General features: G+C 72.5%; 14 protein-coding genes and 2 pseudogenes. 4 read left to right on the top strand and 12 right to left on the bottom strand.

Annotated elements, in window-relative coordinates; genetic code table 11:
• A pseudogene (locus ABT08_RS10880) lies at window positions 1-211 on the top strand (2-phospho-L-lactate transferase); the annotation flags it as partial.
• A gap of 181 nt (window positions 212-392) precedes the next feature.
• Here the strand turns inward: ABT08_RS10880 and ABT08_RS10875 are convergent.
• The 10 genes from ABT08_RS10875 to cofG all read right to left on the bottom strand — a co-directional run bounded on the left by ABT08_RS10875 (window position 393) and on the right by cofG (window position 9,614).
• Window positions 393-1,265, bottom strand: coding sequence for an ADP-ribosyltransferase family protein (locus tag ABT08_RS10875; RefSeq protein WP_056209707.1), 873 nt, complete (start codon window positions 1,263-1,265; stop codon window positions 393-395).
• On the bottom strand, window positions 1,262-2,638 hold the full coding sequence (locus ABT08_RS10870) for an ADP-ribosyltransferase (RefSeq protein WP_288114943.1): 1,377 nt from the start codon (window positions 2,636-2,638) through the stop codon (window positions 1,262-1,264). Before ABT08_RS10870 ends, ABT08_RS10875 begins: the two co-directional genes overlap by 4 nt.
• A gap of 7 nt (window positions 2,639-2,645) precedes the next feature.
• Complete coding sequence (locus tag ABT08_RS10865) at window positions 2,646-2,963, bottom strand: hypothetical protein (RefSeq protein ID WP_288114942.1); 318 nt, start codon at window positions 2,961-2,963, stop codon at window positions 2,646-2,648.
• 10 nt (window positions 2,964-2,973) lie between these two features.
• The gene (locus ABT08_RS10860; protein WP_162237865.1) at window positions 2,974-3,378 is read right to left on the bottom strand and encodes a YbaB/EbfC family nucleoid-associated protein; all 405 of its coding nucleotides are present in this window, start codon (window positions 3,376-3,378) and stop codon (window positions 2,974-2,976) included.
• 87 nt (window positions 3,379-3,465) lie between these two features.
• Window positions 3,466-3,702: a DUF3079 domain-containing protein gene (locus tag ABT08_RS10855; protein WP_288114941.1), complete on the bottom strand. Its 237-nt coding sequence runs from the start codon at window positions 3,700-3,702 to the stop codon at window positions 3,466-3,468.
• A 38-nt stretch (window positions 3,703-3,740) separates the two neighbouring features.
• On the bottom strand, window positions 3,741-3,986 hold the full coding sequence (locus ABT08_RS10850; protein ID WP_056209717.1) for a hypothetical protein: 246 nt from the start codon (window positions 3,984-3,986) through the stop codon (window positions 3,741-3,743).
• 108 nt (window positions 3,987-4,094) lie between these two features.
• Window positions 4,095-4,715, bottom strand: a complete 621-nt coding sequence (gene cofC, locus ABT08_RS10845; RefSeq protein ID WP_273204178.1) for a 2-phospho-L-lactate guanylyltransferase — start codon at window positions 4,713-4,715, stop codon at window positions 4,095-4,097.
• Window positions 4,712-5,725 (bottom strand): glucose-6-phosphate dehydrogenase (coenzyme-F420), encoded by a 1,014-nt coding sequence (gene fgd, locus ABT08_RS10840; RefSeq protein WP_056519778.1) that lies wholly within the window; start codon window positions 5,723-5,725, stop codon window positions 4,712-4,714. The genes cofC and fgd overlap by 4 nt, the downstream gene beginning before the upstream one ends.
• Window positions 5,722-7,248: a flavin-containing monooxygenase gene (locus tag ABT08_RS10835; protein WP_288114939.1), complete on the bottom strand. Its 1,527-nt coding sequence runs from the start codon at window positions 7,246-7,248 to the stop codon at window positions 5,722-5,724. The genes fgd and ABT08_RS10835 overlap by 4 nt, the downstream gene beginning before the upstream one ends.
• Window positions 7,245-9,614, bottom strand: coding sequence for a 7,8-didemethyl-8-hydroxy-5-deazariboflavin synthase CofG (cofG, locus tag ABT08_RS10830; RefSeq protein WP_502685886.1), 2,370 nt, complete (start codon window positions 9,612-9,614; stop codon window positions 7,245-7,247). The genes ABT08_RS10835 and cofG overlap by 4 nt, the downstream gene beginning before the upstream one ends.
• 110 nt (window positions 9,615-9,724) lie before the next feature.
• Here cofG and ABT08_RS10825 point away from each other — a divergent pair, with 110 nt between their 5' ends.
• Complete coding sequence (locus ABT08_RS10825) at window positions 9,725-10,123, top strand: hypothetical protein (protein WP_288114936.1); 399 nt, start codon at window positions 9,725-9,727, stop codon at window positions 10,121-10,123.
• Between the two features lie 9 nt (window positions 10,124-10,132).
• On the opposite strand, the gene ABT08_RS10820 is transcribed toward ABT08_RS10825, so the two are convergent.
• On the bottom strand, window positions 10,133-10,939 hold the full coding sequence (locus ABT08_RS10820; RefSeq protein WP_056209726.1) for an ABC transporter permease: 807 nt from the start codon (window positions 10,937-10,939) through the stop codon (window positions 10,133-10,135).
• Window positions 10,936-12,132, bottom strand: coding sequence for an ABC transporter ATP-binding protein (locus tag ABT08_RS10815; protein ID WP_082483226.1), 1,197 nt, complete (start codon window positions 12,130-12,132; stop codon window positions 10,936-10,938). The genes ABT08_RS10820 and ABT08_RS10815 overlap by 4 nt, the downstream gene beginning before the upstream one ends.
• Before the next feature lie 92 nt (window positions 12,133-12,224).
• Here ABT08_RS10815 and ABT08_RS10810 point away from each other — a divergent pair, with 92 nt between their 5' ends.
• Complete coding sequence (locus tag ABT08_RS10810) at window positions 12,225-13,292, top strand: enoyl-CoA hydratase/isomerase family protein (protein ID WP_137877128.1); 1,068 nt, start codon at window positions 12,225-12,227, stop codon at window positions 13,290-13,292.
• Window positions 13,289-13,530 (top strand): annotated as a pseudogene (locus tag ABT08_RS10805) (LssY C-terminal domain-containing protein); the annotation flags it as partial. The gene ABT08_RS10810 and the pseudogene ABT08_RS10805, both read left to right, overlap by 4 nt.

Below are 13,530 nucleotides of genomic sequence, written 5' to 3'. Positions count from 1 at the left end.
CGACACCGCGGCCGACGCGGTGGCCGCCCACTACGGCAGTCGCACCGCCGGCGGCGTGCTCGACGCGTGGCTGCTCGCCGAGGAGGACGCGGCGCTCGCACCGGCCGTCGCCGCGGTCGGGATCACCCCGGTCGTCGCGCCGCTGTGGATGACCGATGTCGCGGCCTCGGCCGCGATCGCCGACGCCGCGCTGGCCGCGGCCGCCCGCTGAACCGGGCCCTCGCGGGATAGGCGCCGGAGCCGATCGGCCGTGCCTCAGGTCGGTTCGACGTACCGCAACTCCGGAGTCGCGCGCGGGGCGACGCCAACGCCGGGTTCCGGCGGGATTCTCCGGAGTCGTGGTCACCGCGGCGCGGCGCCGTGACTCAGCCGGCGCGGCGCGGCGCCGTGACTCAGCCGGCGTCGCCGCTTGGAGGCACGGACACGACCCGTCCGGACACGGTGGCGGCACCGAGTTCCGTGATCTCCCAGTCGAGGCCGCGCGCGAGGAGGAGCGTGCCCGCCCCCGCCTCTGCCGGCGCAGGGGGGGTGTAGAGAGCTGGGGTGCCCGCGGGAATGGTGAGGTGCAGCATCGTGGGTCCCGTCGGGACGGTCTCCCGGGTGAGGAACGTCCCGACCAGGAACGTGGGCTCGTGCACGCGCGTGCCCGGGGCGGCTCCCGCCGGAAGTGCGTCGGGGTCGTACGGAAGGGCGACCACGACCGTCTCGGGCGCGGGGCGCACCCGAACGGCACCGTCGAGGGCGGCGATACGGGCGTCGATCTCCGGGGTCGACGGGGCGACGCCGCGCAGCACGGCGTCGATCTGCTCGCGCGTGACGGGGGTGCGAGCGACCTCCGGCGACGCCGCACGGCCACGGGCTGCACCGCCGCGCGAGTTCCGGTCGGGCCGAGGGGGGTTGAGCGCGCCCGAGACGGCGGCCGTATTCGGGAACGTGACGAGATCCGTGCCGACTGCCCCGGAGCGCTCCGGACCGGCGGTACCCACGAGCGAGTCGAACAGCTCGTGTGCCGGGACGCCATTGGCTGCGCCGTCAGCGAGGATCCGCCACCAATGATCGGAGTGGATGTTGACGTAATCCTCGTCGTCGTAACCCGCCAGAAGGACGAGTACGCCGCCGGCCGGATCGGCCGACGTGACGAGGTAGCCGCGAAGGTCGTCGCCGCGACGAACAGGGGCCGCGATCACCGGGCCGTCGGAATGATGCGCGTACGTCGGTGGTCCGCTGACGACGCGGAAGTGGACGTCGTCGTCTTTCCAGCTCATTTCACCACCTCCGCGTAGACGTGCCATTGGCCGTTGACGAGCTCCGATGAGGTCGCCCTCCACTCTAGGCCGCGCCCGAGAAGAAGCTCTCGCTCCGATCCGCCGAACTGCGACATCTCCTCGACCCATCCCGCGGGTGTGCCCGGGGGCACGGTGAGGTGAAGGATCGCGTCCTTGTCGGCGAAGCTCTGGGCGGGTCCGCCGAGGGAGGTCGAGAGGAACGAATCCTCGGTCAGCGTGTTGCCGGCGGCGGCCTTGGGTGTGAAGGGCCAGTGCGAGACGCCCGTTCCGCGTGTCACTTCGATCGTCTCGGTGACCGGTCGGCGGGCGAGCGTCTCGTCGATCGCGCGGATGTGACCCTCGAGCTCAGCCGGATACGGCGGGCCCTTGCGCAGCGCGCCGTTGATCTCGGCGTAGGTGATCCCGCTCGGTCCGGGTGCTTCGCGGGTGTAATCGAACACCGCCTCCCGCTGAGCCGGGGTCAGCTCGTCGGACAGACCCGCCCAGGCCTGCCGACCGTACGCGACAGCCTCGTCGTCGTCGGCGAAGCGGCGCACGGATGTCAGGCTCACCGCGTCCCCCTCGTGACCCAGCACCCGGCTCACGGCGCTCCTGCCGCCCTTCAGCACCGAGGCGAACAGCTCGTCGGCGTGGGAGAGCAGCGACCGAAGCTTCTCCAGCAGCGTCGCGAGGGTCTTGATCGAGCGGAGCAGCGCGGTGAGCTTCGAGCCGATCTTCGCGGTCCACGAGGCGACGCGCGTCGCGACCTGTTCGACGATCCACGGGGTCGCCAGCCCCACGGTGACCACCGCCTCCGCGGCCCAGGAGATCGCGGAGCCGACGAGCTGCGACAGCACGTCCCGCACGATGTCGTGCACAACCTGAACGATGGTGGCGGCGACCTGCAGCCCCGTCGCCATGGCACCCGCCCACGTCGCCGCGCCGTGCAGGTGCTGCGCGGCATCCGTCTGGAACCTCCGGTAGGCGTCCATCGCCTCGCCCGCCAGCTCGTCGAGGTCGCCCAGCACCCGGGTCAGCTCGTCCCCGGACTGCTGCAGCTGCGACTGGATGTTCGTCCACGTCGCCGCGAACGCCTGCACCTCTCCGGCGTCGCCGGTGAGGTCGTTGAACCAGCCCTTCAGCGGCTCGAAGTGATCGATGAGCCAGCCGAGTCCGGCGGCGATGAGCGACCCGAGCGGATCCGACACCGTCGCGACCGTGTCGACCGCCGTCGAGAACGCAGCCATTCCCCCCTCGACCCAGTTGCCCGATTCGATCGCCGAGACGAGCTGCGACCCCGAGTCGAGCAGGCCCGCGCCGCTGAACGCGGTCGCGGTCTCGACCCTCGTCGCGACCAGCGGGTTGTCGGTCATGGATGCCTCACCCCAGCGCCTTCTCGATCGACTGCACCGCACGCACCACGTCGTCCTCGAAGTCGGCCATGTCGGTGGCCACCCCGCGCACCTCCCGGGCGCTCCGGGTCAGCATCCCCTCCGCGGCGGCGATCGCGGAACCGGCCATGGTCGCCGCGAGCGTGGCCGGTGGCACGAGGAAGGCGCAGAGCACTCCGAATGCGCCGCTGCCCATGTTCGTCGCGCGGCTCGCGTCGGCGGCCACCCGCACGTCGGCGGCCACCTGATCGACGCGCGCGGCGTGCGAGGAGATGAGGTCCGCGTCGATCGCGATGCGTTCAGCCATCGTGCCGCCCTCAGATGGCGATCGTCGTGTCGGCCGACGGCGCCGGGCGGTCGAGCTCGCCCCGCAGGTGGGCGACGGTGGGTGAATCGGCGCCGAAGGCCTCGCTCGCCAGCTCCAGAGCCTTCTCGCCGGCCCGCCGCTGCGCCTCGTTCGCGGTGTGCACGATGAGCCGGCCGAGGTCGCGCGACGGCAGATGGGATGCCGCGTCGGTGAGCTCTACGGCGGCGAGGCGGCCCGAGGCATCCACCGTGACGGTGACCTCGCGTCGCGGTGACGTCGCGACCCCGCGCACGGCGTCGATCTGCCGCCTCAGCTCCGCCGCCCGCTCGGCACGCTCCTGCGCGTCGGCGATCTGCTGCTCGACCGTCGCGATGGCCAGATCCGCATCGAGATCGGCGGAGAAGAAGTCACTCACGCGCGTCAGGTTACGACCGGGGTCGGGCGGGTGACGGCTCTTGTCCACAGGCGGGCGTTGCGCCGCCCGGGGCCGGGTCGGCGTCTGTCAGCGCACCATCCAGGCGAGCAGTGATCGCAGCGCGTCGGCCCCGTCGGCACCGATCTCGGGGTGCCGCGCCACGACGTCGTCCACCTCCCTCGCGACCCAGTCCGGGACGTCCCTCGTGGGGGAGTCGAGGGCGACGGTGTCGAGCTCGGTCACGATCGCGACGGTGCGGCGCCGCAGCTCGAGGTCGGTGATGCGCTCGGGATGTTTGGGGTGGAGGGGGAAGCGTTTGGCCAACGACGACGGGCTGCGCGAAGGTCATGGGCGCGGGGATCTCAGTGCGTCGCGTCGTCGCGCCGTGCCACCGGCCGCGCCGTCATGCTGCGGTGCCGTGCCGTCGCGACGCGGAACGCGAAGCCCACGGCGACGCACGCGAGGAAGCTCCAGACGACGAAGGTCAGGACACGCGCGGCGCTGGTGCCGTCGAACAGGAGGTTGGCGGCGACCATCGCGATGATCGCGACGACCACGAGGGCGCCCAGGGCGTAGGGGATGGTGGCGCGAATGACGGGTCCGGTCATCGAAGTCTCCATGCGTCGTTGCGGGAGGTGCTCGGTGGGCCCATAGTAGGGGCGTCGTCGGCCGGCGCCAAGCATCTTGTGCACGACGTCGCCGTCGTGCCATGAGATTCAGCCGGCGGCCACCAGGACGGCGTGTGTTCGGGGACCGACTCCGAGGGTCGCGGCGACAGCCAGCTGGGCGGCGGTGTCGACGTCGCGGCGGAGGGTCGAGGCATCCGACACCGGCAGCACCGCGCACCCGAGGGCCACATGGCGAGCGAACGAGCCGTCGCCGAACGCACTCGCCCACGGCACCCCCGCGCCCGCGGTGACGAGCGTCGATCCGGTGCCCTCCGCGTCGGCGACGACGGCGCGGTCGACGGATGCCGCGGCCGCCAGCGCCGCGTCGAGATCGCCTGAGCGCAGCGCCGGCAGGTCGCCGAGGAGCGCCGCGCGGTGGGCGGTGGCGGCGGCCGCCACGCCGCGTGCGATCGCGGCATCCAACCCCCGTGCCTCGCCCTCATCGATCACGCGCACGCGGCCGGACGCCGCCGACGCGCGAAGCTCCGCGTCGTCGGTCACCACGATCACCTCGGCGACCCGGTGCGCCGCGGCGGCCGCGGCGATCGTGTCGAGTGCGATCGCGCGGGCGAGGGCGGCGCGGTCGGCGACGCGCAGGCGCGACTTGCCCACCGACGTCGGCTTCACGGGCACGACGACGGTGAACAGCGGCGGCGGGGCGGCGATCACGCTCCGAAACGGGCGCGCAGGCGCGGCAGGATCTCGGTGCCGTAGGTGCGCAGGAAGGTCTCCTGGTCGAAGCCCGGGTCGTGGAACACGAGGTGACGGAAGCCGAGCTCGGCGTAGCGGGAGATCTGCTCGACGTGCTCGTCGGGGTCGGTCGACACGATGAAGCGCGAGGCGGCCCGTTCGATCGGCAGCTCGGCGGCGCGGCGCTGCATCTCGATCGGGTCGTGCACGTCGCGCTTCTCCTCGGGGGAGAGCGCGAGCGGTGCCCAGAAGCGGGTCTTCTCGAGCGCGGTCTCGCGGTCGTCGGCGAGCGACACCTTCACCTCGATGAGGGTGTCGACGTCGTCGTCGCTGCGGCCGGCCTTCGTGATGCCTTCTTCGAGCGCGGGCAGCAGGGTGTCGACGTAGAGGGCCGGGTCCTTGCCGCTCGTGGTGATGAAGCCGTCGGCGATTCGGCCCGCGAGCTTCGTGGCGGCGGGACCGGCGGCGCCGATGTAGATCGGCACGAGCTCGTCGGGACGGTCGTAGACGGTGGCGTCGGTCACCGAGTAGAACTGCCCGTCGAACGTGACGCGCTCGCCCGACCACAGCTCGCGGATGAGCGTGATCGACTCCTTGAGGCGCTGGAAGCGCTCGGGCGGCTCGGGCCAGTCGAGGCCGAGTGTCACCTCGTTGAGCGCCTCGCCGGTGCCGACGCCGAGCACGATGCGGCCAGGGTTCAGCAGCCCCAACGTCGCGAATGCCTGCGCGATGACCGCCGGGTGGTAGCGGAACGTGGGGGTGAGCACCGAGGTGCCCAGCAGCACCCGCGAGGTGCGGGCCCCCACGGCGCCGAGCCACGGGATCGCCGCCGGTGCGTGGCCGCCCTCGTGCATCCACGGCTGGAAGTGGTCGCTGATGAACACCGAGTCGAAGCCGACCTCTTCGGCGAGCACGGCGAAGTCGGCGAGCTGGCCGGGGCCGAACTGCTCGGCGGAGGCCTTGTAGCCGAGGCGCAGGGGAATGGTCATGATGCTCCCATCGTGGACGTGTCGGAGTCGGGGGCCGAGTCGATGACGGATGCCGCACCGTCGCCGGCGGCGCCGACGAGCTCGTGCGGCGGCTCGAACTCGGCGCCGGTTGCGCCGTCGAGCACGCGCCGGAACGCGTCGACGGGCGCCGGCCACAGCAGCGTCAGGCGGCCAGAACGCGGATCGACGTACCAGTTGCGGCATCCGCCGGTCAGCCACGGCGTCGCGGCGGCGGCGGCGTCGATCGCGGCGGTGTAGGCGGTCTCGGCCTCGGGGCGCACCCGCCGCACGGCAGGGTGCTCGCGCAGGGCGCGGGCGGCGTACCGGGCCTGCTGCTCGGCCATGAGCACCGAGGAGTTGTGCCCGAGCGAGGCGTTCGGGCCGTTGAGCACGAACAGGTTCGGGAAGCCGGTGACCACCGTCGAGGCGAACGAGGTCATGCCGGTCGCCCAGTGAGCCGCAAGGGTGCCGTGCTCACCGGTGACGAGCTCGGCATAGGGCTGCTCGGCGGCGGCGAAACCGGTCGCCAGCACGATGACGTCGGCCTCCATGCGTCGTCCGCTCGCGGCGGTGAGCGTCGTGCCCGAGACCTCGGTGAGCGCCGACGGCTCGAGGTCGACGAGACCCGACGCGATCGACGGGTAGAAGTCGTCCGAGAGCAGCACACGGGTGCAGCCGAACGCGTACGCCGGCGTCAGCGCCGCCCGCAGCGTCTCGTCGGGCACCTGCGCGGCGAGGTGGTCGAGGGCGGCCGCGTGGGCGCGCGCGGATGCCGCGGCATCCCCCGACCGCGACGCGAAGCGTTCCTCGCCTTCGCGGTAGAGCGCGTCGTACGCGGCCTGCACCGCGTCGGGGTCGGCATCGAGGGCCGCTCGCTCGTCGGCGTCGTAGGTGCGCCCGCCGCGCGGGACGATCCACGCGGGCGTGCGCTGGAAGAGGGTCACCCGGGCGCCGCGTCTCGCGATCTCGGGGGCGAGCTGCACGGCGCTCGCGCCGGAGCCGATGACCGCGACGCGGGCTCCGGTGAGGTCGACGTCGTCGCGCCAGCGGGCCGAGTGGAAGATCGGCCCGGGGAAGCTCGCGAGTCCCTCGATCTCGGGGATGCGCGGCTCGGTCAGCCGGCCGCACGCGAGCACGAGGGCGTCCGCCTCGAGCTGCGCCGGCGAGGCGCCGCCGGTCGAGACCCGCCACAGCGACGCGCCCGCGTCCCAGGTCGCGGCCGTCATCGGGGTGTCGTAGCGCAGGGCGTCGCCGAGCTCGGCGGCGACCTGCTCGAGGTAGGTGCGGATCTCCTCACCCGGCGCGAACTCGCGCGTCCACGCGCCGCTCAGGTGCGAGCGCAGCTGGTAGAGCCGCGACGGCACGTCGCACGCGATGCCGGGATAGACGTTGTCCCGCCACGTACCGCCGGCGCTCGCCGCCCGCTCGATGACGGTGACGTCATGCCCCTCCTCGCGCAGCGCGAACGCGGCGGCGAGCCCCGAGAAGCCCGCGCCGACGATGAGCACCCGCGTCGCCGTCACCGGGCCGCCTTCCGCTCGGCATCGGGCTCGCGGTAGTCGGTCGTTCGCTGCCGGAACGGTCGCAGCAGCGACGCGGCGAGCCGCGCGGCCTCGGGGATCGGCAGCTCGAGCCCCTGCTCGACGCCGGCATCGGGGCGCACGCGTCCGTCCAGCAGAGTGCCGCCGAGGTCGTCACCGCCCGAGCGCAGCAGCACGGCGGTCGCCGCGGTCCCGAGCCGCGTCCAGGGCACCTGTACGTGGGGGATACTGCCCGTCAGCAGCAGGCGCGAGACCGCGACCATCGCGCGGTGCTCGTCGATCGGGGCGCGGCCGGCGACGAGCGGCACGCCGCCGAGCGGCGCGGGAAGCGGGATCGGCACGAACTCGGTGAAGCCGCCGCCGCTGCCGGCGGCCGCGGCATCCGCCTGCAGCTCACGCAGGCGACGCAGATGCGCGACGCGCTCGCCGGCGGTCTCGACGTGGCCGTAGAACAGCACCGACGTCGAGCGGAAGCCGTGCGCGTGCGCGGCGCGGATGCCCGTCTCCCACCGGTCGATCTCGAGGTCGCCGTCGAACGCCGCCCGTCGCACCCGCTCGCTCAGCACCTTGACGCCGGTGCCGGGTACGCTGCGCACGCCCGCGTCCCGGAGTGCCGCCAGGGCACCGTCGAGACCGAGCCCGCCGCGGTCGGCGAGATCCCAGACGTCCTGCGGGCGGTAGGCGTGCAGGTGCAGGCGGGGCGCCGTCTCGTGCACGGTGCGGGCGATGTCGAGATAGGCGCGGGGATCTTCGGATGCCGCCACCCGCCCCTGCACGCAGATCTCCGTCGCGCGGAGGTCCCACGCGTCGGTGGTGATCGCCGCGACGTCGTCGAGCGTGAACGTGCCGGGCTCGCCGGTCGCGACCGCCCGGAACCCGGTGGAGGTGAGATTGCGGTTCACGACGATGCTGACCGTCTCGCCGACCGTATAGCGCCGCACGTCGTCGGCGGTCGCGGTGAGGGTGTCGAGGCCGGACCCGGTCGCGGTCAGCAGGCGCACCCAGTCGCCGTCGTCGAGGTCTCCGGGGGCGGATGCCGCGGCCTCCGCGAGTCGGGCGAGGTCGCCGCCGCTGCGCCGTGATGCCGCCGGGGCGCCGCAGCGACGGAGTGCGGGCGCCGCGTCACCGGCGAGCCCCGAGTCGGGGTCGGCGAGCCTCGCGACCGCGGGTCGGAGATCGGGGTCGATCCAGCCGTCGGGATCGCGCACGAACTCGGGGTGCGCGGTGAGCCGCTCGCGCAGGGTGAAGCCGAGCTCGGCGGTGCGACGGGCGAGGTCGTCGAGGTGCGGCCAGGGGCGCTCGGGGTTGACGTGGTCGGCGGTGAGCGGCGACACCCCGCCCCAGTCGTCGGCGCCGGCGCGCACGAGCAGCTCGAACTCCGTCTCATCCGACAGATTCGGCGGCACCTGCACGCGCATGCGCGGCCCGAGCACGAGGCGCGCGGTCGCGACCGCCGCGACGTACTCGAGCAGCGACGCGTCGGGCGCGGCCCGCATCGCGGTGCGCGGCTTCGCGCGGAAGTTCTGCACGATCACCTCCTGCACGTGACCGTGGCGGCGGTGCGCATCGCGGAGCGCGATGAGCGACTCCGCCCGATCGTGCACGGTCTCACCGATGCCGACGAGGATGCCCGTCGTGAACGGCACCCGCTCTCGGCCGGCGTCCTCGATCACCGCCAGTCGCACGTCGGGGTCCTTGTCGGGCGAGCCGTAGTGCACCTGCCCGGGCTCCTCGAACAGCCGGCGCGAGGTCGTCTCGAGCATCATCCCCATCGAGGGGGCGGTGGGGCGCAGCATCCGCAGCTCGTCCGCCGACATCACGCCGGGGTTCGCGTGGGCGAGCAGCCCGGTCTCGGCGGTGATGAGCCGAGCCATCGCGGCGACGTAGTCGAGCGTCGAGGTGTAGCCGTGCTCGTCGAGCCAGGCGCGCGCCTCGGGCCAGCGGTCCTCTGGGCGGTCGCCGAGGGTGAGCAGGGCCTCTTTGCATCCGAGGGCGGCGCCCTGGCGGGCGACGGTGAGCACCTGCTCGGGCGTCATGTAGACGGGCTTGCGCAGCAGTCGCAGCTGTGAGGGGGTGTCGACGAAGATGCAGTAGTGACAGCGGTCGCGGCAGAGGGTCGTGAGCGGGATGAACACCTTGCGCGAATAGGTGATGACGCCCGGGCGGCCGGCTGCGGTGAGCCCCTCGTCGCGCAGAGCGGATGCCGCGGCCAGCAGCGCCTCGAGATCGTCGCCGACGGCACCCAGCAGCGCTTCGGCGTCGGCGACGTCGAGGTCGCGGCCCGCGCGGGCGGCGGCGATCGCCTCGGGGATGCGCACGGCGGACGCCGGCGCCGGATGATCGGCCAGACTCACCGGTTCAGTCTTCCACCCGCAGAAGGCGTCGGGGTTGTCGGATCGTTGCCGGGATGTAAGCAAACGCCGCCGCGGCCGCCGCGGTGCCCTGGCAGACTAGGCGCATGGTGACCCTGCTGCTCGACTCGGCTCAGCTCGAGATCGTGCTGTCGGGCGCCGAGCGGCTCACGGCATTCCGCAAGCGGAATATCGTCGTCGAACGCTCGTCGATCACCCGGGCTCAGCTCACCGACGACCCGTGGACGTGGCTGCGGGGCACCCGCGGGTGCTCGACCTACGTGCCGGGCGTCACCGCCGCGGGAACGTGGCGCACCGGCGTCGGTGACGACTTCGCCGTCATCCGGGCGAAGCGCCCCGGTGTGGTAATCGACCTCGACGAGTCGGCGGAGTTCTCGCGCATCATCCTCACCACGCGGCACGGCGTGGCACTGCTGCGCGCCCTGCGGCTCGACGGCGGCGACGAGCCGACGGATGTCGCCGAGCTCGCGCCCGACGCCGACTGACGCGCCCGCTCAGGCGACGTCGCGTCGCCAGCTGAAGATGTGGCCGAGCAGGAGCAGCGCGAATGCGTAGGCGGCGAGCACGATGGCCGCCGCGTACCAGGTGAGCGGGTCGGGAGACGCTCCGCCCTGACCGAGCGTCAGCACGGACGAGCCCACCAGCTGGTCGGATGCCGCGCCGGGCAGGAAGCGCCCGACATCCTGCAGCCACGAGACGAACATCGTGCCGAGGCGCAGCAGCGGCTCGATGAACTGGGTGAACGCGAGCACGACGACGATCGCGGCGACCTGGTTGCGGATGAGGGTGCCGAGGCCCAGGCCCACCCAGGTCCACAGCACGAACACGAGCAGGATGCGTCCGACCAGCGCCCAGGTGTCGGACGAGCCGAGACCGGTAGGCAGACCGTGGGCGGCGAGCAGACCCGCGATCGGTCCGACGGTCACGAGAAGCGCGAGCACGCCGTAGAGCAGTCCGAGGGTCGTCGAGGCCAGCAGCTTCGCCCACAGCACAGTGCCGCGCGCGGGGGTCGCCAGGAACGTCGGCGTGAGCGTCTTGTGGCGGAACTCGCCGGTGACGATGAGCGTGCCGATCAGCAGCGGAAAGACGTAGCCGATCGACGAGGCCAGGCTGTACAGCGTCGCCGGAACCTCACTGCTCGACTCGCTGAGCGCACTGCCCGTGCTCGATGAGGACAGGACGAATCCGAGGAACGTGGACACGAACCCGACGTAGACGACGAGCACGATCGCGAGGATCCACCAGATCGCGGTGGAGTAGAGCTTCGTCAGCTCGGATCGGGTGGCACGGGCGAGGCTCATCGCTGCTCGCTTTCGTCGTGGCGGTCGGTATCGGATGCGGCGGGCTCCGCGTCATCCGGGTACTCCTCGGTCGCATCGCTCCCGGCGGCGACCGGGACGTCGGCGAGCTCGACGACCTCTGCCGGACGCTCGACCTCTTCCACGCCCTCTGTCGCGCCCTCAAGCTCGGTCGTGCTCGAGCCGTCGGGCACACCTGCCGCGGATGTCACATCGGGTGCGGCCGACGCGGTGGTGGCCGGCTCATCGGGTGCGGCGGCGTCCGCCGCGGGGGCGAGGATGCCGGCGGCGGACGCATGCACGCGGTCGCCGGAGACCAGCTCGAGGAACGCCTCTTCGATGTTCGGCCCGCGGCGCACGAGCGACGACAGGGCGACACCGGCCGCCGCGGCGGCTGCGCCGACCTCGACGGCATCGGCGTGGAGAACCGTGAAGCCCGTGCGCAGGAGGTCGTAGGTGAAGCCGCCCGCGGTGAGGGCTGCCGCGAGGGCGGCGCGGTCGGGGGCATCCACCACCGTCGACACCTCGTCGGGGCCGACGATGTCCTCGATGGCACCCTGGTAGACCAGTCGCCCCTTGGCGACGATGAGCAGGGCGTCGGCTGTCTGCTGCACCTCGGAGAGCAGGTGCGATGACATGAGCACCGTACGACCCTCGCGGGCCAGATGCTGCAGCAGCGTGCGCATCCACTTGATGCCCTCGGGGTCGAGGCCGTTCGTCGGCTCGTCGAGGATCAGCACTCCGGGGTCTCCCAGCAGGGCGTAGGCGAGACCGAGGCGCTGCCGCATGCCGAGCGAGTACCCGCCGACCCTGCGGCCCGCGGCATCCGACATGCCGACGAGCGCCAGCACCTCGTCGACGCGGGAGGTGGGGATTCCCGCCGCCTGGGCGTAGACCTTCAGATGGTTCGCGCCCGAGCGACCCGGGTGGAAGGAGGATGCCTCGAGCACCGCGCCGACGCTGCGCAGCGGATCGGTCAGCTCACCGTAGAGGCGTCCGCCGATGCGGGCGGTGCCCGATGTCGGGCGCACCAGACCGAGCAGCATGCGCAGCGTCGTGGTCTTGCCCGCCCCGTTCGGGCCGAGGAAGCCGGTCACCACGCCGGGCTCGACGCGCGCGGTCAGGCCCGCGACCGCATCGACGCGGCCGAAGCTCTTGCGCAGGTCGGTGAATTCGAGCACCTGGCCGTCCGGCATCGGCTCCTCCTCGGTCCGTGGTGGTTCCATCTTGGCGGACAACCGCCGATCGACCCGGGATTTGCGCCGTCATCGGGCGGTAACGTTGCCCCGTGACCGACGTGCACCCCACCGATGCCGGCGTCGTGGTGCGCACCGAGCACTCGCTCGGCCGCCTCACCCTCGACCGCCCTGCGGCGATCAACGCGCTCGACGTGCACATGATCCGTGCCCTCCGGGCGGCACTCGACGCCTGGCGGGGTGACGCCGACATCGACACCGTGCTGCTCGACGGCGCCGGTGATCGCGGCCTCTGCGCGGGCGGCGACGTTCGCGCCCTCTACGCCTCGATCGTCGCGGGCAGGGCCGACGAGGTGGGGGTGTTCTTCCGGGAGGAGTACGCCCTCAACGCCGCGATCGACGAATACCCCGCCCCCATCGTCGCCTTCGCCGACGGCATCACCATGGGCGGCGGCATCGGTCTCGCCGGCCACGCCGCCGTGCGCATCGTCACCGAGCGATCCCGGCTCGCGATGCCCGAGACCCGCATCGGATTCACCCCCGACGTCGGCGGCAGCTACCTGCTGTCCCGCGCACCCGGCCGGCTCGGCGAATACCTCGCCCTCACCGGCGACACGATGAGCGCCTCCGATGCGATCCACGCGGGCTTCGCCGACCACTTCGTCCCCTCCGCGCACCTCGACGCGATCCGCGACGCCCTCGTCACGCGGGCAGACCCCTCCGGACCCGCCGAGCTCGTGCTGCTATTCGACGAGACGCCCGAGGCATCCGAGCTCGCCGCGAAGCAGCCCTGGATCGACGCGACCTTCGACGCCGACACGGTGCCCGGCATCATCGCGAAGCTGCGCGCCGTCGGAGAGCCCGAGGCATCCGCCCTCGCCGACCGGCTCACCCACGCGGCGCCCACTGCTCTCGCCGTCACGCTCGAGGCGGTGCGCCGGGCGCGGGAGCTGCCGACGCTGCGCGCCGTGCTCGAGCAGGAGTACCGCCTCGTGCTCTGGTTCGCACACACCCAGCCCGACATGGTCGAGGGCATCCGTGCCCAGCTGGTCGACAAGGACCGCGATCCGCACTGGAACCCCGCCACCCACGACGGCGTCACGCCCGACACGATCGCCGCCGCATTCTCGTACGAACCGGCCGTGCCGCTCTGGTCATGAGTACGCGCCCGCACCGTCGCGCCTACTCGATCGGTATCGCGTTCGACTGGTTCTTCTTCGTCTTCGCGGGGGTCGCGGCCGTGTGGCTCGCCGTGCTGAGCGCCGAGGAGTCGCTGCGACTCGGCTGGTGGGGCATCGCCGGCGGCATCGTGTTCTGGGCGCTGCTGGCCTACCTCGTGCTGCCGCGGCTGCATCGCATTCTCACCACGATCTACGTGCCCGACTACTTCATCGGACG

Origin of the sequence: Microbacterium sp. SCN 71-21, from assembly GCF_001725695.1 — a bacterium.
GTDB classification, from domain to species: domain Bacteria; phylum Actinomycetota; class Actinomycetes; order Actinomycetales; family Microbacteriaceae; genus Microbacterium; species Microbacterium ginsengisoli.
The sequence above is the reverse complement of the archived record's forward strand: the minus strand, read 5'-3'. Positions and strand labels throughout refer to the sequence as shown.